Raw genomic sequence first — 20,971 nt, 5'->3', positions numbered from 1 at the left:
GCCGGTTCTCCAGACCGCCGGCCCCTGGATCCGCAGGTCCTTCGAAACCGCCGGTCCCCTGAATCCGCCGCCACGGCGCTCGACCCCCGCGGCGCCGACCGGCGGTGCCGGACTCACCGGAAGCCCGACGCCACCCCGCCGCCCCCTACGACGTGGGCAGCTGCTTCCCGTAGTCGACCGTCTCACCCTTCTCCGGTTCGATCACGCTGAAGTCCTTACCCCAGTCGGAGAAGGTGAGGGTGCCCGCGCCGCCGCCGCGCTGCAGGCGGAGGGGGTAGGGCTTGCCCTGCAGGGAGACGTCGAGGGTGCCCCCGGAGCCGCCGTCGCCGGTGATGCGGATGGTGGGGGTACCCGACTGCTCGTGGTGACCGGCCGCCGAAAGCGAACCGTGCAGGGTCAGCAGGCCCGAGAGGAGGACGTCCTTGTCCGTGAAGCCGCTGAACTTCTTGTACGCGGGGTCCGTCCGCGGCACCTTGACGTACTTGCCGTCGAGCTTGGTCGCGGCGGTCGTGTCGCTGCCGTCGGCGTGGTTCCAGAACGCCGCGTCGGCCTGCAGATACAGCGTGTCGCCGACCCGCAGGAGCTGGAACGTCGAGTCCTTCGACGTCACCGACCCCGTCCCGCCGTCCTCGTTCAGGCGCATGTCCAGCCGGTACGTACGCCCGCTCGTGACCACCGTCCCCGCCATCCGTACCGTCGCCACCGACGATGCCGCCGCCCGCGTCTTCGACTGGATCGCGGCCGGCGCCAGCTTGCCCACCCCGTTCGTGCCGGCGTCCGGATCTCCGCCGCATCCGGTGAGGACGGCCAGTGCGCACACGGCGGTGACCAGTGCGGCGTGGCGAGTACGGCCCGGAGCGATCGCGGTCACGGACGGGGCCACCTTCCTGAGGGGTCCGGCAGGGCGTACCGCAGCGTACCGGTGCCCCAGCCGCCCGGCGGAGCCAGTCCGTCCGGACCGCCCACCAGGGCGTATCCGATCGGTACGGGCTAGCCTGAAGCCCACCGGGCGGGTGAAAGGGACTGAAAACCACGCAAGCAGCACTCAGGCAGGAAAAGGAAGCAACCCCATGGCAGCCGGCGCTCCCCGTGTCTTCGTCTCGCACCTCGCCGGTGTTCCCGTCTTCGATCCCGCCGGTGACCAGGTGGGCCGCGTCCGCGACCTCGTCGTCATGCTGCGCGTCGGCCGCCGCCCGCCCCGGCTGCTCGGCCTGGTCGTCGAACTGTCCACCCGGCGCCGCATCTTCCTGCCCATGACCCGGGTGACCGGTGTCGAGTCCGGCCAGGTCATCACCACCGGCGTGCTGAACGTCCGCCGCTTCGAGCAGCGCCCCACCGAACGCCTGGTCTTCGGCGAGCTCCTCGACCGCCGTGTCCAGCTGGTCGAGACCGGCGAGGAGGTCACCGTCCTCGACCTCGCCGTGCAGCAGCTGCCGGCCCGCCGGGACTGGGAGATCGACCGGGTCTTCGTCCGCAAGGGAAGGACAGGAACCTTCCGGCGGACCCGGGGGGAGACGCTCACCGTGGAGTGGACACAGGTGAGCGGGTTCTCCCTGGAGGAGCACGGCCAGGGCGCCGAGAGTCTGCTCGCCACCTTCGAGCAGCTGCGCCCCGCCGACCTCGCCAACGTGCTGCACCACCTCTCCGCCAAGCGCCGCGCCGAGGTGGCCGCGGCACTCGACGACGACCGGCTGGCCGACGTGCTCGAAGAGCTCCCCGAGGACGACCAGATCGAGATCCTCGGCAAGCTGAAGGAGGAGCGGGCGGCGGACGTCCTGGAGGCCATGGACCCGGACGACGCGGCCGACCTGCTCGCCGAACTCCCCGAAGCCGACAAGGAACGGCTGCTGAGCCTCATGCAGCCGGCGGACGCGGCCGAGATGCGGCGCCTGATGTCGTACGAGGAACACACGGCGGGCGGTCTGATGACCACCGAACCGATCGTCCTGCGTCCGGACGCCACCGTCGCCGACGCCCTCGCCCGGGTCCGCAACCCCGACCTCTCCCCGGCCCTCGCCGCCCAGGTCTACGTCTGCCGGCCGCCCGACGAGACCCCGACCGGCAAGTACCTGGGCACCGTGCACTTCCAGCGACTGCTGCGCGATCCCCCGTACACCCTGGTCAGTTCGCTGGTCGTCGACGACGATCTGCAGCCCCTCGCCCCCGACGCCACGCTCCCGGTCATCGCCGGGTTCTTCGCCACGTACGACATGGTCGCGGCGCCCGTGGTGGACGAGGCGGGGTCGCTGCTCGGCGCGGTGACCGTGGACGACGTCCTCGATCACATGCTGCCGGAGGACTGGCGGGAGACCGAGTTCCACCTGGCCGAGGGGGAGCCGGCGGAGACGAAGGCGCCGGAGAAGACGCCGGAGAAGGGGGCGGGGATCCATGGCGCCTGAGCGTGAGAGCACCCGTGAGCGGACGCCGTCCGGCGCCACCGCCGCCACCCGGCCGCGCGCCCGGCTGGACCAGCCGCGCCCGCCGCGGCGCAGACTGCTGCCCGAGTGGGACCCGGAGGCCTTCGGACGGCTGTCGGAACGCATCGCCCGCTTCCTGGGCACCGGACGGTTCATCGTCTGGATGACGTTCGTGATCATCCTCTGGGTGCTGTGGAACATCGCGGCGCCCGGCCGCCTGCGCTTCGACGAGTATCCGTTCATCTTCCTGACCCTGGCCCTGTCCCTGCAGGCCTCCTACGCGGCCCCGCTGATCCTGCTCGCGCAGAACAGGCAGGACGACCGCGACCGGGTCAACCTCGAACAGGACCGCAAGCAGAACGAGCGGTCCATCGCCGACACCGAGTACCTGACCCGGGAGATCGCCGCCCTGCGCATGGGCCTGGGCGAGGTGGCGACCCGGGACTGGATCCGCTCCGAGCTCCAGGACCTGTTGAAAGAGATGGGCGAGCGGCGGGACGGGCATCACGAACATGCCGTATTCCCGGCAGAACGGTCGGCGAGGCGTGACGTAGACGACCGCTGAGGAGCGTTATAGGGGGCCTGTGCCGCGCCGTACCATCGTTGGTATGGCTAGCGAAGACGCGGTGCGCGAGGCACTGGCGACGGTGAACGACCCCGAGATCAACCGGCCCATCACCGAACTGGGGATGGTCAAATCGGTGGTGATCGGGAAGGACGGCGCGGTCGCGGTCACCGTGTACCTGACGGTCTCCGGCTGCCCCATGCGCGACACGATCACCCAGCGCGTCACCGAGGCGGTCTCCCGGGTCGAGGGGGTCACCGGGGTCGACGTCACTCTGGACGTGATGAGCGACGAGCAGCGCAAGGAGCTGGCCACCGCCCTGCGCGGCGGCCAGGCCGAGCGCGAGGTCCCCTTCGCCAGGCCCGGCAACCTCACCCGCGTCTACGCGGTCGCCTCCGGCAAGGGCGGTGTCGGCAAGTCGTCGGTCACGGTCAACCTCGCCGTCGCGATGGCCGCCGACGGCCTCAAGGTGGGCGTGGTCGACGCGGACATCTACGGCCACTCGGTCCCGCGCATGCTCGGCGCGGACGGCACCCCCACCCAGGTCGAGAACATGATCATGCCGCCGTCGGCGAACGGCGTGAAGGTCATCTCCATCGGCATGTTCACCCCGGGCAACGCGCCGGTCGTCTGGCGCGGCCCGATGCTGCACCGCGCCCTCCAGCAGTTCCTCGCGGACGTCTACTGGGGTGACCTGGACGTCCTCCTCCTCGACCTGCCGCCCGGCACCGGAGACATCGCCATCTCGGTCGCCCAGCTGGTCCCCAACGCCGAGATCCTGGTCGTGACCACGCCTCAGCAGGCGGCGGCGGAGGTCGCCGAGCGGGCCGGTTCCATCGCGGTCCAGACCCACCAGAAGATCGTCGGCGTCGTCGAGAACATGTCCGGCCTGCCCTGCCCGCACTGCGGCGAGATGGTCGACGTCTTCGGTACGGGCGGCGGCCAGCTGGTCGCCGACGGCCTCACCCGCACGACGGGCACGACCGTCCCCGTCCTCGGCAACATCCCCATCGACGTCCGCCTCCGCGAAGGCGGCGACGAGGGCAAGCCGGTCGTCCTGACCGACCCGGACAGCCCGGCGGCAGCGGCCCTGCTCGGCATCGCCGGCAAGCTGGGAGGACGCCAGCGGGGTCTGTCCGGCATGTCCCTGGGCATCACGCCGCGCAACAAGTTCTAGCCGCCTGCACAACGAAGGGGGCGCCGGGCTCGGAGGGCTCGGCGGCCCCTTCGGTCGCTAGTCGCTCCCTGGGCACAGGTCCTGAGTGAGGCACAACATGAGCACCTGGTAGGAGCCTTCTCCGGGCTCCCCGCCCTGGTCTTCCCGGTCGTGCGACAGGAAGCGCCACTGCGAGGCCTTGATGTGCCGGGTGCCCTCTGCCTTCTCCACGCGCGCGTGGAGCGTGCGGGCCGCGGAGTCGTTCGTCTCCACCAGCACCTCGTCCGCGGCGATCGGAAAATGATCGTGCAACAGGCAGAGGCCGAAACGGTTCAGGTTGCCGTGTTTGGCCAGCACCGCCGCCAGTTCCCGGACGAACTCCGCATCCTGGGGGCCCAGCGGCTCGGCTTCTTCGAAGTGCGGAAGTGAAGTCCGCGCAGCGGAAACGTTTATGTCCGTCATAATTCCTCCGTCAACCACCTGACGGTCATCGGATTCCATTATCAGCCCCGGACTGTTTTCCTTCCATTCCGCCGACTGGGGCGAAGGGGTGGCGCAACTCCGTCTCTGCGTGTCTGTGCAGGTCACCCCCGGACACCGTCACTAAATTCCTTGGCGGGAGGTGGCAGCGCATGAGGGGTGTCCGGTGGTGGCGACTGCTGTCGCTGCTGGTCCTGGCGGTCACGTGGTGGGGGTGCGGCTCCGCGGAAGCGCACCCGAACAGTCACGACGACTGCCAGGAGGAACGGCTCAACGCCGGTACGGTGGACGCCGCCATCCGCTTCCATCAGCACGGCAGAAATTTCGTAGAGGTGTCCTCGGACATGACGGTCGAGGTTCCTGTACGGGAATGGAGCATGGCAAACCAGCTGACATTCAGCAAAGATTCCGCCGCCTACCAGAAAGCAATGAGCTGCCTGCTGCGCGGGCCGGACCATGCACTGCGCACGACTGAATGGCGGCCTACCGATCCTGTCGCCACCTCAAGCGGCGACAGGGTGAAGGTGGCTTACAAGTCCGTCACCTGGATCAAGGCCCATCAGGATTACCGGCTCGGCCCATGGGAGATCAAAAAGCCCAGGAAAAAAGGCGCGAAATGGGAGGTTGACCTCCGGCCGACGACGTTACGCAAAGCCCGATGGAGTGTGGAGGCCGAGCTGGGGGACCTCAACTTCGAACACTATGGCCAGACGTCGTACGTCGACAAGGCCAAAGTGGTGTGGTCGACGCAGTCACCCGGGGGAATCTGCCCCGGGAAATGCATCGCCGTAGATCTGCCGTGGCAGCGGTCTTTCCCCCTGCTGTGGGATCAGTCGATCTGGAAACCAGCGGGCATTGCCACCTGGTGGGTGTTCGCCTCCGGCCTCCTCGCCCTGGCCGCCCGCCGCGCCCGACGTCCGTACGGGTCTCCCGCTGCCGGGGCGCCAGGGCCCGTCCGACGGGTCGGCATGTTCGGAGGCGGGCAGGGCCTCGCGCAACCGGTTCTGCAGTGGGCGCTGCTCAGTGGTGCGGTCGCCCTGACGCTGCTGCTGTTCATCCGCGAGCCGGAACCCGAGAACCCGGGACCCCACACGCTCGTCTGCATCGCTGTCGGCCTGGCCTTGATCCTTGTCGCCCGCCCCTGGCACCACCCCGCAACCCCGAGAGCCCAGTCGCCCGACGGCTCCGGAAGCCGACGGCGCCGCCAGGCATACACCGTCATCGGGTTCGCCTCGGTCATGGCGACGGCGGGCATCCTGGTGATCCTCGGCCACGAACTTTTCGACCTGCCCGAGAGCCTGGTTCCCAAGAAAGCAGAAGCACCGGACGTCCCGGGCGAGGTCGGGTACATCCTCATGGGCCTCACGACGGTGTGGCTGTGGCTTGCCGCCATGGCCGCCTGGACCTGGCGCTTCGCCCGCGAAGGAGGACTGGTCCCCGCCGACTGGTCCCGCAAGTGGGACGAAAAGCCGGTTGTCTGCGTCGCCGTCGTCTCAGCCCTGCTGGGACTGGTCGCCGGAGGCCTTCTCTGGAGTCTCCTCTGGGCAAGCGAAAATCAGTGGGAACGCGTGACCTGGCTCATCGACCAAGACAACTCCGCAGCACGCGAAAACTACATCGGAAAAGCGCTGGCGAATTTCCCCTCCACGGAACTCACATGGATCTTCGCCTACAGCTGGTTCCTGGCCGGTATCGCACTCCTCGCCCTGCTGAAACTGCACTTCACCGCCCAACGGGCTCGGGTGAGCAGCAAAATGGAGTACATCCCCTTCGGACCGGACAAGCCCGACCTCCTGCTGATCGCTGCACTTTTTTCCCTGACCGTGGGCATGAGGGGGGCAAAGTTCGCCAGCTACAACGCCCAGTACGGCATCTGGTTCGTACTGAACATCCTCTCGCTCTTCGCCGTCCTTGCCGCAGGGCGACGCTGGTCGGTGCTGAGCAGGACGGGATACCTTTTTCACATGCACAGACCTGGAGCAAACAACCGGGGCGAATTGATGGAAAAGGTTCACCAGTATCGCAATCTCAACCATCAACTGAAACTGGCGGATCAGGGGCGCGCCAGCGGCGTGACGTGCGAGCAATTGGAGGAGCAGCTGCGCGGGCTGCGCCGCTGGTTGGTCGAGCGATGCCTGAAGAAGAATCCGCCGTGCCAGATTTCCATTCTCGACGTCGCTCTGGCCTGGGGGCCGGAAACCCATTGGTGGCCCAACGCGGTGCGGGGCGCACGTCTGGCGTTCTGCTTCGGGGTTCCGGCCAGTTTCATCCTGCTCGAAGTCGAGTCACACGACAAGTACAGCGGGCAGCAACTCCCGTTCGAGCCCACCGCGGTTCCGAACCTCGTCGCCGGGCTCATCACCTTTCAGACGGCGTGGGTCGGCGCCGGATTCGTCCTCGGTGCCCTCTGGCGTCTGCTACCAGGCCGCCAGAGCGCGGTTCGGGCATGGACCCTTACTTTCGCCTACATCATGCCGGCCGTACTGGCCGCTCTGCTCACCACATTCATCGACTCGGACCCCACCATGCTGCTCCTGTATTCCCTCGTCATGCTGTTCATCCTCACCCTCACCGGCCTCTGGATGGACACATTGACATTGAAGGAGGAACGGCAGTACTGGCCCAGTCGTTTCGCCCTCCTGGTCTCGATCCACCGGCTGCGGGGCCTGTCCGGACAGCTCGCCTATCTCCTCGCCCAGCTCGCGGCGGTCGCAGCGATCCTCAAGGGATTCATCAAGATCCCCTGAAGGACCGGGGAAGCAGACTCCGTTGCCGCCCCACCTCCTCGGAGCGCGGGGCGGTGACCGGCAACCGTCAGGCGTACGTCGTGATGTCCTTGATCACCGCGAACCCCAGCCCATAAGCCGACATCCCCCGCCCGTACGCCCCGAGGTGCACGCCCTCCTCCGTGGACCCGGCGAGCACCCACCCGAACTCCGACTCCCGGTAGTGGAACGGCGTGGCCACCCCGTCCACCGGCAGCGAGAGCGTCGACCACTCCGGCCCGGTCAGGTCGTCGGCCAGCTCCCACGCCGTCTCGGTCTGCTGCTCCAGCCAGTCGTCGCGCAGACTGTGGTCCATCTGCCCCGGCCAGGTGAAGGACAGCAGCCCGACCCCGGCCAGCCACGCGGCGGAGGACACCGACGTGGCCTCCAGCAGCCCCGTACCGTCGGCGCTCCGCCGGGACGGACTCGCCGCGACGGTCACGACGACCGCGAACTTCTCCCGCGGCTCACCGACGGACGCGGCGAGATGCTCGTTGCGCACCGACGGCTCGTCGCCGTGTCCGATCGACCCGTGCTCCACCGCACCGTCGGCCGCCACACCCACCTGCATCAGCCAGCGCGGCCCCGTGAACGCCTCGTCGAGGCCGTACCAGGGGAAGGGCGCCTCAAGGTAGCCGCCGACCGCGCGGCGGGCGTAGGGGACCTGCTGCTCGTCCTCCGCGACCGGCGCCTGTCCGTCCACCCGACTTGTCGTCTCCATCTGTCCGGACGCCTCCTAGTTCTCGTCGGTCCGGGGCGGCCCGCCCCCCTTCGGGCGCACTCGTCCGGTCCGCACAACAACTCGGCAGCATATCGACACCGCCGGGACCAGCAGCGAAACCGCCCGGTGCGTGGGTCGCACGGGCGGCGGGTTCGGGCTGTAAGAGACGTATGAGCGGCGCACACGCGCTATGAAACGCGTCACGTGCGCCGCTCTCGTGCGGGTCGGTGATCCGGACTCAGGTGGCGTCCGCGTCGTACGGCGGACGCTCGTTGCCCGGATCATCCGGCTTCTTGGTCATGTCGATCCGGCCGCTCCCCGACGAACCGCTCCCGGAGGACGACGGCGAGGGGTCGGTGTCGCGGCTGTGCACCGCCTCCGTGACCTCGGCCATCTCCTTCTTCAGGTCGAAGCCGTTGCGGATCTCCTTCAGCCCCAGCTCGTCGCTGTCCAGGTGCTTGCGGATGAAGGTCTTCGGGTTGAGGTCCTCCAGCTCGAAGTCCTTGAACTCCGGGCCGAGTTCCTGCCGGATGTCCTCTTTGGCGCTCTCCGAGAACTCCCGGATCTTGCGGATGGTCCGCATGACGTCCTGGATGACCTTCGGGAGCTTGTCCGGACCGAAGACGAGCACGGCAAGGACAACGATCGTCACCAGCTCTAGTGGTCCTATGTCATTGAACACCTGAAGCTCCTTGCGATGTCCTCGGTCCTCGGCCCTCCGGTCGCTGTTGCGGGTGTTCCGTGGTCCGGGCCGGGTCCACGGTACCCGGCGGACCTGTCCGACCGGTACTGCCCCGAGGTGTCCGACTGCGTGTGTACGACCGGTTTTCCGGGTTGTTTGCCTAGTCGGGGCACGAGTGGGGCCCTGGCTGTGAGGTTTCTGTCAGTTCCTGTCCGAGAAGCGGGGGTGGTTGCCGAGCGGCAGCGGGGTGAGGCCGGGCACGCCGTGCACCTGGACGACGGCGAGGTCGTAGCCGGCATCGCGGCCGACGACGGTGGCCCGGGCGGTGACGCCGCTGCTGAACGTCACGGTTATCCGGCCGCCCGCGGAGCCCGCGGGGGCGACGACGTGGTCGTTGGTGAGGATCCGCCCACGGGTGTCGAGGACGAAGCCGGTGCCGGTGGCCTGTCCGCCGGTGCCGGTGCCGGTGCCGGTGACGTGCAGGGTGACGACGCTGGGCAGCGCACGCGCGGCGATTCCGGCGACATCACCGGGCGGCCGCCCGGGCGGGGGCGGACCCGGCTGGGGCAGCTTTACGGTCTCCAGGCCGCCGGTGCGCTGCAGAGAGGCGCCGATCAGCCCGCCGGCCGCACCGGAGAGCACGGAGAGCACCAGCGCCCCCACGACGAGCGTCCGCCGGCTCCCCGACCGGCGCCGCTGTGCCACCGCCGCGGTCGCATCGCTCTGCAGGGCGGAGGGAGCGTTGCCGGAGGTGTCGCCGGGTGACGCCGGTGGCGTCGGTATCCCCTCGTCCATGCTCTCCTCGCGGGCTCACCGCGGCCCTGTGCACGGGCGGGCTCGCGGAAGGTCGGCTCCGTGCCCGCGGCGGTGCCCCGGGCATGGCTGGCTCACAGGATTCAACCAGGTTCGCGAGTCGCCGCGCAGGGCCGTTCAGCAGGTGGGCAGGCCGGTCAGCGGGGTGCGTGGGAGGAGCGGGACGGGGACGGGGAGGGCGCGGAGGTGGTGTCGGGGAGGGGTGCGGCGAGCAGGCCGGTGCCGGTCGCCCCGGGGGTGGCGGTCCACGAGGTGAGGGAGAACGGCGGGTTGGCGCTCAGCGGCCGTATCAGCGGGGAGACCGCGGCCGCGCCGGCCATCACCGGTGCGGTCAGTTCCCGCAGCACCTGCTGCGCGGCGGCCCCTGAGGGCACTCCGGGCAGCAGCGGCGCGGAGACCGAGGTGGGCACGGCGGGGGCGCCGCCGAGCAGCGTGCCGGACGACAGCAGCGGGGTGTGCAGCCGGCGGCGCTGGGCGTCGGCGGCCCCGGTCGTGCCCGAGCCCGCCGCGCCGGCCGGGGCGACGCTGCCGCCACCGGACCCGCTGCGGGCGTCGGCGGCCGGGGCCCCGGGCAGACCGGTGGTGACCCCGCCGAGGGCGACGGCGGCCAGCGAGACCGCGCCGGCGGCGACGAACGCGAACCGCAGGGAGCGCGAGGCGGAACGGTCGCTGTCCGGACGGCCGACGGGGTGGATACGGAAGCCCCGGCCGACGGCCGCGGCCGGGTCGTGCGGACGGGCCGGGACATAGCCGAACTCGAATCGGTCGTCCCGGCTCATGCCGAAGACCCCGCCGTCGGATCCGCGCCCCGAGGGGTCCGTCCCGCCGAACGGTGAACCGCCGCCGTCCGGGTCACCGCCCGCGGGCAGCCCCTGGAGGCGGGCCAGGAAACTCTCGGAGGGCGGGGGTGGAGCGGCCGCCGCGAAGACGTTCTTCAGCGCGCGCTGCGCGTCCGCCTCCGCCTTGCACCGGGCGCAGGTCGCCAGGTGGGCCAGGACGCGCTCACGCGTCTCATGACCGAGCTCTCCGTCCACCAGGGCGGAGAGTCGGTCTCCAAGGTGCTGTTCGGCGAGCTGCCGCTCGGCCGGTTTCGATCGTGATCCACTCACGCGGTCGCGCCCCCTCCTCCCAGCGCGGGAACACGGGGCACGAACGAGCGGCGCTCCGCCTTGCGGGCCTGCGGCGAGCGGTGCGCGAGAGCCTTGCGCAGCTGGGAGCGGCCCCGGTGGATACGGGAGCGGACCGTGCCGAGCTTGACGCCGAGCGTCGCGGCGATCTCCTCGTACGACAGGCCCTCGATGTCGCAGAGCACGACGGCGGCGCGGAACTCGGGCGCGAGGGTGTCCAGGGCCTGCTGGACGTCGGCGTCGAAGTGCGCGTCGTTGAAGGCCTGCGAGGGGGTGGGCTCGCGGCTCGGCAGGCGCTCGGCCGCGTCCTCGCCGAGGGCGTCGAAGCGGATGCGCTGCTTGCGGCGGACCATGTCGAGGAACAGGTTGGTGGTGATGCGGTGCAGCCAGCCCTCGAAGGTCCCCGGCGAGTAGGTCGACAGGGAACGGAAGACGCGGACGAAGACCTCCTGGGTGAGGTCCTCGGCGTCGTGCTGGTTTCCGGTCAGGCGGTAGGCCAGACGGTAGACGCGGCCGCTGTGCGTGCTGACGATCTCCTCCCACGTGGGCGGAGTCCATGCCTGCCCGTCCGCGTCGCTGGAGAAGGTCGCGGTCCGGTCCTCGCCCATGGCGAGCGCGTCGGCGTGGCTGGGGTCAGCAACGGTGTCGTTCACGGATTTCGGCCTGCCCGCCGACCCGAGGAAGCGCCTCAGCACTCCGCCCCGGTCCTCAGGCGCGGCCGCACCTCCCCTGTCGGCTCTGGTGGTGTCCAGTGGAGCCCCTACCATAGCCACCTCGCCCGTTAGCACCGGATAAGCGGTTTTACGAGAATTTGATCTCTGCTGGTACGGCTCATCCGGCCGCGGCAGCAGGTAATCGACCGCCGTCTCTCCACCGTGATCCATTCGTGTCCCCCCGCCTTGTCTTCCACCCCTCTAAACGCCCGGTCCCATCTGCGGGTTCCCGGTGCCAACGGATACAGTCACGCCCAGGCAACCACGGGGACAGGAGAGGGTCATTACCGGCAACCGGCAGACGAGCTGGGCGTTCGCCGACGCCTTTGTCGCCGAGGACGAAGCACTGCGGTGGGCCCGTGACCGGGCCCGCGAGGCAGGGCTGCGCTCGGTGTCGCCCGGCACGGGCGCCGCGCTGCGCATGCTCGCCGCCTCCGTGGACGCCAAAGCGGTCGCCGAGATCGGCACGGGGTGCGGGGTCTCCGGGATGCATCTGCTGCACGGCATGCGCCCGGACGGCGTGCTGACCACCGTGGATCCCGAGCCCGAGCACCAGCAGTTCGCCCGGCAGGCCTTCCGCGCCTGCGGCTTCGCCAGCAACCGGGCCCGCTTCATCCCCGGCCGTGCCCTGGACGTGCTCCCCCGCCTCGCGGACGCCGGCTACGACCTGGTTTTCTGCGACGGAGACCGGCAGGAGTACTCCGACTACCTCGCTGAATCGTTGCGCCTGCTGCGCCCCGGTGGCCTGGTGGTCTTCGAGGGCGTCTTCGCCAACGGCCGCACCGTCGACTCGGGGCCACAGCCGACCGAGGTACTGCGGCTGCGCGAACTGCTGCGCACGGTCCGGGAGAGCCCGGAGCTGGTGCCGTCGCTGCTGCCGGTGGGTGACGGCCTGCTGTGCGCGGTCAAGCGCTAGCCCGCTCCGGTGGGGACCGGTGAAGACGGCAGCGCCCCGGCACCGCTCGGGATGCCGGGGCCGCCGAAAGGGTATGGTCGCTGACGCCTCAGACGACGACGTTCTTGAGGGCGTCGGCGAGTGCCGCGGCCTCGTCAGGGGTCAGCTCGACGACGAGCCGACCGCCGCCTTCGAGCGGAACGCGCATGACGATGCCCCGCCCCTCCTTGGTCACCTCGAGCGGGCCATCACCCGTTCGCGGCTTCATGGCCGCCATGCTGGTTCCCCTTCCTGAAAACAGCTCATCGTCTGCCGACGGCCCCCGAGGGCGCGCACGGTCCTCGCGGGACACGCGACTCCGGCATCGAACACATTGCTTCCAAGCCATTATCCCGCATCTCAGGACCCGATGACCAACATCAGTCGGCATCGCTTGGGCAACGCGCGCGAGCAAAACCACCCAATTCGGCGATGTGACTGCGATACTGCGCCGCCTCGCGTCCTTACGCCGACCGAGTCGGCACCGGTTTTCTTTGACGCAGGTCACATGCCGGGTCCGGTCCCCCGACGGCGATCTCCGCCATGCTGTCCTTCGGACAACGACGTACTGAGCGGTACGTCAGCCGCGACGACGGAGACGACGGAGGGGACGCACCATGACCGACACCGTGCTCTACGAGGTGAGCGACGGGCTCGCGACGATCACGCTGAACCGCCCCGGGGCGATGAACGCGCTGAACATCGCGACGAAGGTGGCACTTCGGGAGGCCGCGCGGGAAGCGGCGGCCGACACGGCTGTCCGCGCGATCCTGCTGACCGCCGCCGGGGACCGGGCGTTCTGCGTGGGCCAGGACCTCAAGGAGCACATCACGCTGCTCGCGTCCGACCGGGAGACCGGGGCGGGGCAGACGATGACGACGGTGCGGGAGCACTACAACCCGATCGTGCGGGCGTTGGTGTCGGCGCCGAAGCCGGTGGTCGCCGCCGTGAACGGGGTCGCCGCCGGCGCCGGTCTCGGTTTCGCGCTCGCCGCGGACTACCGGGTGGTGGCCGACACGGCCGCTTTCAACACCTCGTTCGCGGGGGTGGCGCTGACCGCGGACTCCGGGGTGTCGTGGACGCTGCCGCGGGTGGTGGGGCCGGGGCGCGCCGCCGACCTGCTGCTCTTCCCCCGGAGCATCAGCGCGCAGGACGCGTTCGAGCTGGGCATCGCGAACAAGGTCGTGCCGTCGGCCGAGCTGCGGGCCGAGGGCGAGAAGGTCGCGCGGAAGCTGGCGGAGGGGCCGACGGTGGCCTATGCGGCGCTGAAGGAGGCGGTGGCTTACGGGCTCACGCACTCCCTCGACGAGACGCTGGACAAGGAGGACGAGCTGCAGACTCGGGCCGGGGCCGCCGAAGATCACGCGATCGCCGTGCAGGCCTTCGTGAACAAGGAGAAGCCGAAGTACCTGGGGCGGTGACCCGTTGTGGGGAACTGCGGGTGCGCGGGGCTTCTCGCGCCCGCGCGGCGAAGCCGCAAATCGATGCGGCCCCGCGCCCCTAAGGGGCGCTCCTCGCCACGCATGCTTCCAGGTGGTCGTTGACCAGGCCGCAGGCCTGCATCAGGGCGTATGCCGTCGTCGGGCCGATGAAGCGCAGGCCGCGCTTCTTGAGGGCCTTGGACAGGGCCGTCGACTCCGGGGTCACCGGAGGGACGTCGGCGATGGTCTTCGGCGCGGGGTACGTGCCCGGCTTCGGGGCGTGCGACCAGATCAGTTCGTCCAGCTCGCCCTGTCCCCACTCGGCCAGGACCTTCGCGTTGGCCATCGTCGCGTCGATCTTGGACCGGTTGCGGATGATGCCGGGGTCGGCCAGCAGGCGTTCGCGGTCCTCGTCCGTGAACGCGGCCACCTTCTCGATGTGGAAGCCGGCGAAGGCGGCCCGGAAGCCGGGGCGGCGGCGCAGGATCGTGATCCAGGAGAGGCCGGACTGGAAGGCCTCCAGGCTGAGGCGTTCGTAGAGGGCGTCGTCGCCGTGGACCGGGCGGCCCCACTCCTCGTCGTGGTACGACACGTAGTCCTCGGTGGACAGGGCCCAGGGGCAGCGCAGTCTGCCGTCCGGCCCGGCCACCGCGGCTCCGGCGACCACGTCGGTGATGTCGCTCATCGCCGGTCCTCCGGCTCGGGCTTGTCGAGCGAGGTGTGCGGGGTGTGGGGTGCGGCCTGGGCGCCGGCCAGCGCGGACTCCAGGTCGGCGATCCGGGCGTCGCGCTCCGCGAGCTCGGCGCCGAGGCGGCTGAGCGCGTCGTCGACGTCCGCCATGCGGTAGCCGCGCGGGACGAGCGGGAAGCGGATGCTCTCCACGTCCGCGCGGTTCACCGGGCGGTCCGGGGGCAGCGGGTCCTGGAACCGCTCGGGCGCCACCTCGGGCAGCGGTCCGCTCTCGCCGCCGCTCACCACGGAGAGGGTGACCGCGGCGACCACGACCGCGAGCGCGACGACGAGGAACAGGAACATAACCATCGCGGTGGGCCCCCAGGCTCGGTGAAGCTCGGTGCAGCAGCACTCGTTGTGCTCAGTGTGCTCGGTGTCGAATGTGTCTGTGTCCGATCGTGCCATGCGAGTCTGACAGTTAGGGTCGCAGGCGGTCGTACCGAGGGAATTACTACGAGAGGTCACAGGCGATGCTCAGGCTGGGCAGGCGGGAATTCGGGCCGAACGAACCGGTGATCATGGCCATCGTGAACCGGACGCCGGACTCCTTCTACGACCAGGGGGCGACCTTCCGCGACGAGCCGGCCCTCGCGCGCGTGGAGCAGGCGGTCGTCGAGGGGGCCGCGATCATCGACATCGGCGGGGTGAAGGCCGGACCGGGCGAGGAGGTCACCGCCGAGGAGGAGGCGCGGCGCATCGTCGGGTTCGTCGCGGAGGTGCGCAGGCGTTTCCCGGACGTCGTGATCAGCGTGGACACCTGGCGGGCGTCGGTCGGGGAGGCCGCCTGCGAGGCCGGGGCGGATCTGCTGAACGACGCCTGGGGCGGGGTCGATCCGGGGCTGGCGGAGGTCGCGGCGCGGTACCGGGTCGGGCTGGTGTGCACGCACGCGGGCGGGGCCGAGCCCCGGACACGGCCGCACCGGGTGTCGTACGACGATGTCGTGGCCGACATTCTGCGGGTGACCCTGGGACTGGCCGAGCGGGCCGTGGCGCTGGGGGTGCCGCGGGAGTCGGTGCTGATCGATCCGGGGCACGACTTCGGCAAGAACACCCGGCACAGTCTGGAGGCGACGCGGCGGCTCGGGGAGATGGTGGAGACGGGGTGGCCGGTGCTGGTCTCCCTGTCCAACAAGGACTTCGTGGGCGAGACGCTGGACCGGCCGCTGAAGGAGCGGGTGATCGGCACGCTGGCGACGACGGCGGTGTCCGCGTGGCTGGGGGCGCAGGTGTACCGGGTCCATGAGGTGGCCGAGACGCGGCAGGTCCTGGACATGGTGGCGTCGATCGCCGGCCACCGCCCTCCGGCGGTGTCCCGGCGGGGGCTGGCGTAGCGCCCTGGGGGCTCCGCCCCCGGACCCCCGAATCCGTCGCCCACCCACCATCCGACTCGGCTTCCTGAGAAGCGGGCGTCCGACAGCCGTGGATGGGCGGGCGACCGGCGGTCCTAGCGGGCCGCTTCCTTCGAGACCAGGCCCACTGCCTCCTCCACGTCGTCCGTGACGTGGAAGAGGAGGAGGTCCTTCTCGGCGGCCTTGCCCTGGGCTACCAGGGTGTTCTTGAGCCAGTCCACGAGGCCGCCCCAGTAGGCGCTGCCGAACAGGACGATCGGGAAACGGGTGACCTTCTGGGTCTGGACGAGGGTGAGGGCCTCGAAGAGTTCGTCGAGGGTGCCGAGGCCGCCGGGCAGGACCACGAAGCCCTGTGCGTACTTGACGAACATCATCTTCCGCACGAAGAAGTAGCGGAAGTTGAGGCCGATGTCGACGTACGGGTTGAGGCCCTGTTCGAAGGGGAGCTCGATGCCGAGGCCGACCGAGACGCCGCTCGCTTCGAGGGCGCCCTTGTTCGCCGCCTCCATGGCGCCGGGCCCGCCGCCGGTGATGACCGCCCAGCCGGCCTCGACCAGGCCGCGGCCCAGCTTCACGCCCGCCTCGTACTCGGGCGAGTCCACCGGTGTCCGAGCCGACCCGAACACGCTGATGGCGGGCGGCAGTTCGGCGAGCGTGCCGAAGCCCTCGATGAACTCCGACTGGATGCGCAGCACCCGCCAGGGGTCCGTGTGGACCCAGTCGGACGGGCCGCCCGCGTCCAGGAGGCGCTGGTCCGTCGTGCTGGCGGTCACCTGGCCGCGCCGTCGGAGGACCGGTCCCAGGCGCTGCTCGTCCGGCGGCACCTTCTTCCCCTCGGGGTTCCCGGTAGGCATATAAGCGCTCCCTCCGCTTGCAGGTGTATCTGCTTCAGCCTAGATCGGAGCGGGTTACAGGCGCGGGACGTCGGCATGTCGGGCGCGAAGCGCCGTCGTGCGGCTCAGCTGGTCAGCCAGTTGCGCAGCCGTTCCTCGCCCGCCAGGATCTTTCCGGTTTCCACCCTTTCGTCCCGCTTGTGCGCCAAGTGCGGGTTGCCGGGGCCGTAGTTGACCGCGGGGACGCCGAGGGACGAGAAGCGGGAGACGTCGGTCCAGCCGTACTTGGGCATCGGGGTGCCGCCGACGGCCTCGATGAAGGCGGCCGCGGCCGGGTGGGAGAGGCCGGGCAGCGCGCCGGGGCTGTGGTCGTCGACCACGAACTCCTCGACCCCGCAGTCGGCGAAGACCTCGCGGACGTGGGCGACGGCCTCGGCCTCGGAGCGGTCCGGTGCGTACCGGAAGTTGACGGTGACCACGCAGGCGTCGGGGATGACGTTGCCGGCGACCCCGCCCGAGATGCCGACCGCGTTGAGGCCCTCGCGGTACTCCAGGCCGTCGATGACCGGGTAGCGGGGCTCGTAGGCGGCGAGGCGGGCGAGGATCGGGGCGGCCGCGTGGATGGCGTTGGAACCCATCCAGGAGCGTGCAGAGTGGGCTCGCTCGCCCGAGGTCTTCAGAAGGACGCGCAGGGTGCCCTGGCAGCCGCCCTCGACCTCGCCGTTCGAGGGTTCCAGCAGCACCGCGAAGTCGCCGGCCAGCCATTCGGGGCGGGCCTCGGCGACGTGCTTGAGGCCGTTGAGGTCGGCGGCGACCTCCTCGTTGTCGTAGAAGACGAAGGTCAGGTCGCGGTTGGGGGCCGGGACGGTGGCCGCGATGCGCAGCTGGACGGCGACGCCCGACTTCATGTCGCAGGTGCCGCAGCCCCACAGCACGCCGTCCGCGTCGAGGCGGGAGGGCACGTTCTCCGCGATGGGGACGGTGTCGATGTGACCGGCCAGGATCACACGTTCGGGGCGGCCGAGGTTCGTCCGGGCGATCACGTTGTTGCCGTACCGGTCGACCGTCAGGTGCGGGAGGGCGCGCAGCGCGCTCTCGACCGCGTCCGCGAGGGGCTTCTCGGTGCCGCTCTCGGAGGGGAAGTCGACGAGCTGCGCGGTGAGCGCGGCGGCGTCCAGCGTGAGGTCAAGCGAGGTGTCGGCCATGACCTCGACCCTAGCGCGCGCGATCCCGCGGGCGGGTTCACGGGCTTTCGCACCCGGGGGTGGGCGGCTCGTACTCTCCAGTATGTTGTACGCGTGCCAGAGCCGTCCCCCATCCGCCCCACGCGTCGCGGCCGTGTCCTGCGTTTCGTGTCGGGCCTGCTCATTCTGTGCGCCGTCGCGGCCTATCTCGTCGTCCAGTACGTCACCGGCGGCGGTGGCGCCGAGGGCTGCAAGGTCGTCTCGGGCCGAAGCGACGACGAGTCGTACCAGTTCACGCCCGAGCAGGCGGTGAACGCCGCGACGATCGCCGCCGTCGGCACCGGCCGTGGGATGCCCGAGCGGGCGGTGGCCATCGCCCTGGCCACCGCGATCCAGGAGTCCGGGCTGCTCAACATCAAGCATGGCGACCGGGATTCCCTCGGCCTGTTCCAGCAGCGGTCCTCGCAGGGCTGGGGCACCCCGAAGCAGATCCTGGACCCGGCCTACGCGGCGGGCATGTTCTACGCCCATCTGGCCAAGGTGCGCGACTACGAGACCCTGCCGCTGACGGTGGCCGCGCAGCGCGTGCAGCGCAGCGGTTACCCGGAGGCGTACGCCAAGCACGAGACCGACGCCACGCTGCTCGCGGCGGCCCTGACCGGGCAGGCGGCGGCCACGCTGACGTGCGACGGGCGCCCGGCGGCCACCACCGAGGCGGCGGCGACGGGCCCGGACGCGGTACGGACCGCGCTGGTACGGGACTTCGGGCGGGATGCGGTCGAGGAGGCCGGCGCCGAGGTGAGCCGGTCGGCCGCGCCGACTCCCACTCCCAGCGTGACCGCCACGGCGCACGGGCGGACCGTGACCGTGCCGGTGCCGGAGGGGAAGAAGACCGACAAGTCGGGGCGCACCGAGAGCGAGCGCGGCTGGCAGCTGGCGCACTGGGCGGTGGCCAACTCGTCGGCGCTGCACATCCAGCGGGTGTCGTACGCGGGCCGGGAGTGGGACGCCGGCAGCACGGACAGCCAGTGGCAGCCGGCGTCCGGCGCGCAGGGCGCGGGCGGCGCGGAGCAGTCCGCGGGCTCGGTGCGGATCGTGACCGGGCAGTAGTTCGGGGATTCCCTCCGGCGGGTCAGCCGGGACGCGAGGCGTGCGCGGTGTGCTCACGTTTTCGCACGGTCACTCGCGCATGCGTGAAATCCCTTGGGAGCGCTGGGACGTAAGGATTCCGCGGCGCCTTCGACAGGAGACCGTTTGCCCGTTTTTATCCACACCCGATAATGCGATGCGTTATCAATTCTTTACCTTGGGCCTCCGCAACCTTCGCGGCCTTCGAGCGGTAGTCACGGCGATCACGTTCCCTCCCGTCGAATGGAGCACCATGTCCCTCCCTCTGACCCGCCGGATCGCCCGTGCCGCGCTGCTCGTCGCAGCGGGGGCGGCTGCCGGGGTCGGTGCGGCCGGCTCCGCCGGCGCGGCCCCGAGCCTGCCGGCCACCCCGAACCTGGGCGGCCTGACCGCCCTGGACGGGGCGAACGTCGGCAACACCGCCGACGGTGCGGCGCAGACCGTCACCGGGGCTGTGGGCCACACCGGCGGCAAGGCCGTCGAGTCGGCGGTGCCGGCCGCGGGCAAGACCGGCGGCAAGACCGCCAAGAAGGCGGCGCCGGTGGTGCAGCACACCGCGGGCGACGCGGCGGGCTCCGCCGGTGGGCTGCTGGGTGACACGGCGTCCACCGCGACGAAGGGTGGGCTGCCGACGGGTGGGCTCGCCAAGGGGGGCCTGCCCGTCAAGGGTCTGCCGCTGGGGTGACTTGCCTGACCGGCAGCTGAAAGGGACCCGGGGTTTTCCCTGGGTCCCTTCCGTTGTGCTTCGGCTGCGGGTTGTGGGGGTCGTTCGCGCAGTTCCCCGCGCCCCTGAAGGGGCGCTCCAGCTGAGGCGCGTTTCAGGCGAGCCTCTCCACCGCCGCCCGCACCCGCTCGTCCGTCGCCGTGAGTGCCACGCGTACGAAGTTCTCGCCCGCCGCGCCGTAGAAGTCGCCGGGGGCCACCAGGATGCCCAGGTCCGCCAGGTGGGACACCGTCTGCCAGCAGGACTCGTCCCTTGTCGCCCACAGGTAGAGGCTTGCCTCGCTGTGCTCGATGCGGAAGCCGTGGGAGAGGAGGGCCTCGCGCAGGAGGCCGCGCCGGGCTGCGTAGCGCTCTCGCTGCTCGTGGACGTGGGTGTCGTCGGAGAGGGCCGCCACCACGGCCGCCTGGGTCGGGGCCGACGTCATCATGCCGCCGTGCTTGCGGATCTCCAGGAGGGGGCCGAGCACCGCTGGATCGCCGGCCAGGAAGGCCGCGCGGTAACCGGCGAGGTTGGATCGCTTGGAGAGGGAGTGGACGGCCACGATGCCGTCGTACGAGCCGCCGTTGACGTCCGGGTGCAGGACCGAGACCGGGTCGGCCTCCCAGCCGAGTTCCAGGTAGCACTCGTCGGAGAAGAGCAGGACGCCGTTGGCGCGGGCCCACGCGACGATCTCCGTGAGTTCCCGCTTCGACAGGACCTTGCCGGTCGGGTTGGACGGGGAGTTCAGCCAGAGCAGCTTCAGGCCGGCCGGGTCCAGGTCGCGCGGGTCGTCGTAGACCTCGTGGCCGGCGCGGGCGAGGCGGGCGCCGACCTCGTAGGTGGGGTAGGCGAGGCGCGGGTGGGCGACCCGGTCACCGGGGCCGAGGCCGAGCTGGGTGGGGAGCCAGGCGACGAGTTCCTTGGAGCCGACGATAGGCAGGACGTGGCGGTGGGTGACGTCCCGGGCGCCGAGGCGGCGCGTGACCCAGCCGGTGATCGCGTCGCGCAGCGCCGGGGTGCCCCAGACCGTGGGGTAGCCGGGCGAGTCGGCCGCGTCGATCAGGGCCTTCTGGATCAGGTCGGGGACCGGGTCCACCGGGGTGCCGACCGACAGGTCGACGATGCCGTCCGGGTGCGCCGCTGCCGTCTTCTTGTACGGTTCCAGCTTGTCCCAGGGAAAGGTGGGCAGACGGTCGGAGACTGCGGACACGGTTGCTTGCTCACTTTCTTCGGTACGACCGGTACGGC

Annotated in this window: 22 protein-coding genes; 9 read left to right on the top strand and 13 right to left on the bottom strand. The window is 70.5% G+C overall.

Annotation, left to right across the window (positions count from 1 at the left end; genetic code table 11):
• Positions 1-145: 145 nt before the first annotated feature.
• Positions 146-871 (bottom strand): hypothetical protein, encoded by a 726-nt coding sequence (locus OHB00_RS33245; RefSeq protein ID WP_406440270.1) that lies wholly within the window; start codon positions 869-871, stop codon positions 146-148.
• A 199-nt stretch (positions 872-1,070) separates the two neighbouring features.
• Here OHB00_RS33245 and OHB00_RS33240 point away from each other — a divergent pair, with 199 nt between their 5' ends.
• The 3 genes from OHB00_RS33240 to OHB00_RS33230 are packed head-to-tail and all read left to right on the top strand — an operon-like array spanning position 1,071 to position 4,159.
• Positions 1,071-2,399 (top strand): magnesium transporter MgtE N-terminal domain-containing protein, encoded by a 1,329-nt coding sequence (locus OHB00_RS33240; RefSeq protein ID WP_406440269.1) that lies wholly within the window; start codon positions 1,071-1,073, stop codon positions 2,397-2,399.
• Positions 2,389-2,982 (top strand): DUF1003 domain-containing protein, encoded by a 594-nt coding sequence (locus OHB00_RS33235; RefSeq protein ID WP_406440268.1) that lies wholly within the window; start codon positions 2,389-2,391, stop codon positions 2,980-2,982. The genes OHB00_RS33240 and OHB00_RS33235 overlap by 11 nt, the downstream gene beginning before the upstream one ends.
• A gap of 43 nt (positions 2,983-3,025) precedes the next feature.
• Positions 3,026-4,159, top strand: a complete 1,134-nt coding sequence (locus OHB00_RS33230; RefSeq protein ID WP_406440266.1) for an Mrp/NBP35 family ATP-binding protein — start codon at positions 3,026-3,028, stop codon at positions 4,157-4,159.
• A gap of 57 nt (positions 4,160-4,216) precedes the next feature.
• On the opposite strand, the gene OHB00_RS33225 is transcribed toward OHB00_RS33230, so the two are convergent.
• Entirely contained in the window at positions 4,217-4,639 is a 423-nt protein-coding gene (locus OHB00_RS33225) for a hypothetical protein (RefSeq protein ID WP_406440264.1), read from the bottom strand.
• Positions 4,640-4,770: 131 nt separating this feature from the next.
• Between OHB00_RS33225 and OHB00_RS33220 the strand changes: the two genes are divergently transcribed.
• Positions 4,771-7,365 (top strand): DUF6185 family protein, encoded by a 2,595-nt coding sequence (locus OHB00_RS33220; RefSeq protein ID WP_406440262.1) that lies wholly within the window; start codon positions 4,771-4,773, stop codon positions 7,363-7,365.
• 67 nt (positions 7,366-7,432) lie between these two features.
• On the opposite strand, the gene OHB00_RS33215 is transcribed toward OHB00_RS33220, so the two are convergent.
• The 5 genes from OHB00_RS33215 to sigE form a co-directional block, all read right to left on the bottom strand.
• Complete coding sequence (locus OHB00_RS33215; RefSeq protein WP_406440261.1) at positions 7,433-8,104, bottom strand: hypothetical protein; 672 nt, start codon at positions 8,102-8,104, stop codon at positions 7,433-7,435.
• Between the two features lie 238 nt (positions 8,105-8,342).
• Positions 8,343-8,786, bottom strand: coding sequence for a sec-independent translocase (locus OHB00_RS33210; protein ID WP_406440259.1), 444 nt, complete (start codon positions 8,784-8,786; stop codon positions 8,343-8,345).
• Between the two features lie 201 nt (positions 8,787-8,987).
• Positions 8,988-9,581: a trypsin-like peptidase domain-containing protein gene (locus OHB00_RS33205; RefSeq protein WP_406440257.1), complete on the bottom strand. Its 594-nt coding sequence runs from the start codon at positions 9,579-9,581 to the stop codon at positions 8,988-8,990.
• A 155-nt stretch (positions 9,582-9,736) separates the two neighbouring features.
• Entirely contained in the window at positions 9,737-10,708 is a 972-nt protein-coding gene (locus OHB00_RS33200) for a zf-HC2 domain-containing protein (RefSeq protein ID WP_406440256.1), read from the bottom strand.
• Complete coding sequence (gene sigE, locus OHB00_RS33195; protein ID WP_406440254.1) at positions 10,705-11,421, bottom strand: RNA polymerase sigma factor SigE; 717 nt, start codon at positions 11,419-11,421, stop codon at positions 10,705-10,707. Before sigE ends, OHB00_RS33200 begins: the two co-directional genes overlap by 4 nt.
• A 250-nt stretch (positions 11,422-11,671) precedes the next feature.
• On the opposite strand from sigE, the gene OHB00_RS33190 reads away from it, so the two are divergent.
• Positions 11,672-12,355, top strand: coding sequence for an O-methyltransferase (locus tag OHB00_RS33190; protein WP_406440252.1), 684 nt, complete (start codon positions 11,672-11,674; stop codon positions 12,353-12,355).
• 88 nt (positions 12,356-12,443) lie between these two features.
• On the opposite strand, the gene OHB00_RS33185 is transcribed toward OHB00_RS33190, so the two are convergent.
• Entirely contained in the window at positions 12,444-12,611 is a 168-nt protein-coding gene (locus tag OHB00_RS33185; RefSeq protein WP_004950282.1) for a DUF3117 domain-containing protein, read from the bottom strand.
• Between the two features lie 379 nt (positions 12,612-12,990).
• On the opposite strand from OHB00_RS33185, the gene OHB00_RS33180 reads away from it, so the two are divergent.
• Positions 12,991-13,794, top strand: a complete 804-nt coding sequence (locus tag OHB00_RS33180; protein WP_406440250.1) for an enoyl-CoA hydratase/isomerase family protein — start codon at positions 12,991-12,993, stop codon at positions 13,792-13,794.
• 79 nt (positions 13,795-13,873) lie between these two features.
• On the opposite strand, the gene OHB00_RS33175 is transcribed toward OHB00_RS33180, so the two are convergent.
• Together OHB00_RS33175 and OHB00_RS33170 are read right to left on the bottom strand one after the other, a co-directional pair.
• Complete coding sequence (locus OHB00_RS33175; protein WP_406446098.1) at positions 13,874-14,461, bottom strand: DNA-3-methyladenine glycosylase I; 588 nt, start codon at positions 14,459-14,461, stop codon at positions 13,874-13,876.
• A gap of 14 nt (positions 14,462-14,475) precedes the next feature.
• The gene (locus tag OHB00_RS33170; RefSeq protein ID WP_406440248.1) at positions 14,476-14,835 is read right to left on the bottom strand and encodes a DivIVA domain-containing protein; all 360 of its coding nucleotides are present in this window, start codon (positions 14,833-14,835) and stop codon (positions 14,476-14,478) included.
• A 161-nt stretch (positions 14,836-14,996) separates the two neighbouring features.
• Between OHB00_RS33170 and folP the strand changes: the two genes are divergently transcribed.
• The gene (gene folP / locus OHB00_RS33165) at positions 14,997-15,857 is read left to right on the top strand and encodes a dihydropteroate synthase (RefSeq protein WP_406440246.1); all 861 of its coding nucleotides are present in this window, start codon (positions 14,997-14,999) and stop codon (positions 15,855-15,857) included.
• A gap of 113 nt (positions 15,858-15,970) precedes the next feature.
• Here the strand turns inward: folP and OHB00_RS33160 are convergent, their stop codons facing one another.
• Both OHB00_RS33160 and dapE read right to left on the bottom strand, forming a co-directional pair.
• Positions 15,971-16,729 (bottom strand): TIGR00730 family Rossman fold protein, encoded by a 759-nt coding sequence (locus OHB00_RS33160; RefSeq protein WP_406440245.1) that lies wholly within the window; start codon positions 16,727-16,729, stop codon positions 15,971-15,973.
• A 104-nt stretch (positions 16,730-16,833) separates the two neighbouring features.
• Positions 16,834-17,913 (bottom strand): succinyl-diaminopimelate desuccinylase, encoded by a 1,080-nt coding sequence (gene dapE, locus OHB00_RS33155; protein ID WP_406440243.1) that lies wholly within the window; start codon positions 17,911-17,913, stop codon positions 16,834-16,836.
• A 93-nt stretch (positions 17,914-18,006) separates the two neighbouring features.
• Between dapE and OHB00_RS33150 the strand changes: the two genes are divergently transcribed.
• Positions 18,007-19,002, top strand: coding sequence for a heavy metal transporter (locus OHB00_RS33150; protein WP_406440241.1), 996 nt, complete (start codon positions 18,007-18,009; stop codon positions 19,000-19,002).
• A 271-nt stretch (positions 19,003-19,273) separates the two neighbouring features.
• Positions 19,274-19,705: an ATP-binding protein gene (locus OHB00_RS33145; protein WP_406440239.1), complete on the top strand. Its 432-nt coding sequence runs from the start codon at positions 19,274-19,276 to the stop codon at positions 19,703-19,705.
• 133 nt (positions 19,706-19,838) lie between these two features.
• Here OHB00_RS33145 and OHB00_RS33140 read toward each other — a convergent pair whose 3' ends face one another.
• Positions 19,839-20,933, bottom strand: coding sequence for a bifunctional succinyldiaminopimelate transaminase/glutamate-prephenate aminotransferase (locus OHB00_RS33140; protein ID WP_406440237.1), 1,095 nt, complete (start codon positions 20,931-20,933; stop codon positions 19,839-19,841).
• Positions 20,934-20,971: the final 38 nt, after the last annotated feature.

The sequence above is a fragment of the Streptomyces sp. NBC_00631 genome (assembly GCF_045206895.1).
GTDB lineage: Bacteria > Actinomycetota > Actinomycetes > Streptomycetales > Streptomycetaceae > Streptomyces.
Note: the sequence above shows the minus strand (reverse complement) of the source record. Positions and strands in the feature narration are given on the sequence as shown.

Coding starts and splice junctions, on each gene's coding strand:
- OHB00_RS33220 (WP_406440262.1), top strand. CDS start 4,771: ATGAGGGGTGTCCGGTGGTGGCGACTGCTGTCGCTGCTGGTCCTGGCG.
- dapE (WP_406440243.1), bottom strand. CDS start 17,913: ATGGCCGACACCTCGCTTGACCTCACGCTGGACGCCGCCGCGCTCACC.
- OHB00_RS33185 (WP_004950282.1), bottom strand. CDS start 12,611: ATGGCGGCCATGAAGCCGCGAACGGGTGATGGCCCGCTCGAGGTGACC.
- OHB00_RS33145 (WP_406440239.1), top strand. CDS start 19,274: ATGTCCCTCCCTCTGACCCGCCGGATCGCCCGTGCCGCGCTGCTCGTC.
- folP (WP_406440246.1), top strand. CDS start 14,997: ATGCTCAGGCTGGGCAGGCGGGAATTCGGGCCGAACGAACCGGTGATC.
- OHB00_RS33225 (WP_406440264.1), bottom strand. CDS start 4,639: ATGGAATCCGATGACCGTCAGGTGGTTGACGGAGGAATTATGACGGAC.
- OHB00_RS33170 (WP_406440248.1), bottom strand. CDS start 14,835: ATGGTTATGTTCCTGTTCCTCGTCGTCGCGCTCGCGGTCGTGGTCGCC.
- OHB00_RS33180 (WP_406440250.1), top strand. CDS start 12,991: ATGACCGACACCGTGCTCTACGAGGTGAGCGACGGGCTCGCGACGATC.
- OHB00_RS33240 (WP_406440269.1), top strand. CDS start 1,071: ATGGCAGCCGGCGCTCCCCGTGTCTTCGTCTCGCACCTCGCCGGTGTT.
- OHB00_RS33160 (WP_406440245.1), bottom strand. CDS start 16,729: ATGCCTACCGGGAACCCCGAGGGGAAGAAGGTGCCGCCGGACGAGCAG.
- OHB00_RS33215 (WP_406440261.1), bottom strand. CDS start 8,104: ATGGAGACGACAAGTCGGGTGGACGGACAGGCGCCGGTCGCGGAGGAC.
- OHB00_RS33235 (WP_406440268.1), top strand. CDS start 2,389: ATGGCGCCTGAGCGTGAGAGCACCCGTGAGCGGACGCCGTCCGGCGCC.
- OHB00_RS33205 (WP_406440257.1), bottom strand. CDS start 9,581: ATGGACGAGGGGATACCGACGCCACCGGCGTCACCCGGCGACACCTCC.
- OHB00_RS33230 (WP_406440266.1), top strand. CDS start 3,026: ATGGCTAGCGAAGACGCGGTGCGCGAGGCACTGGCGACGGTGAACGAC.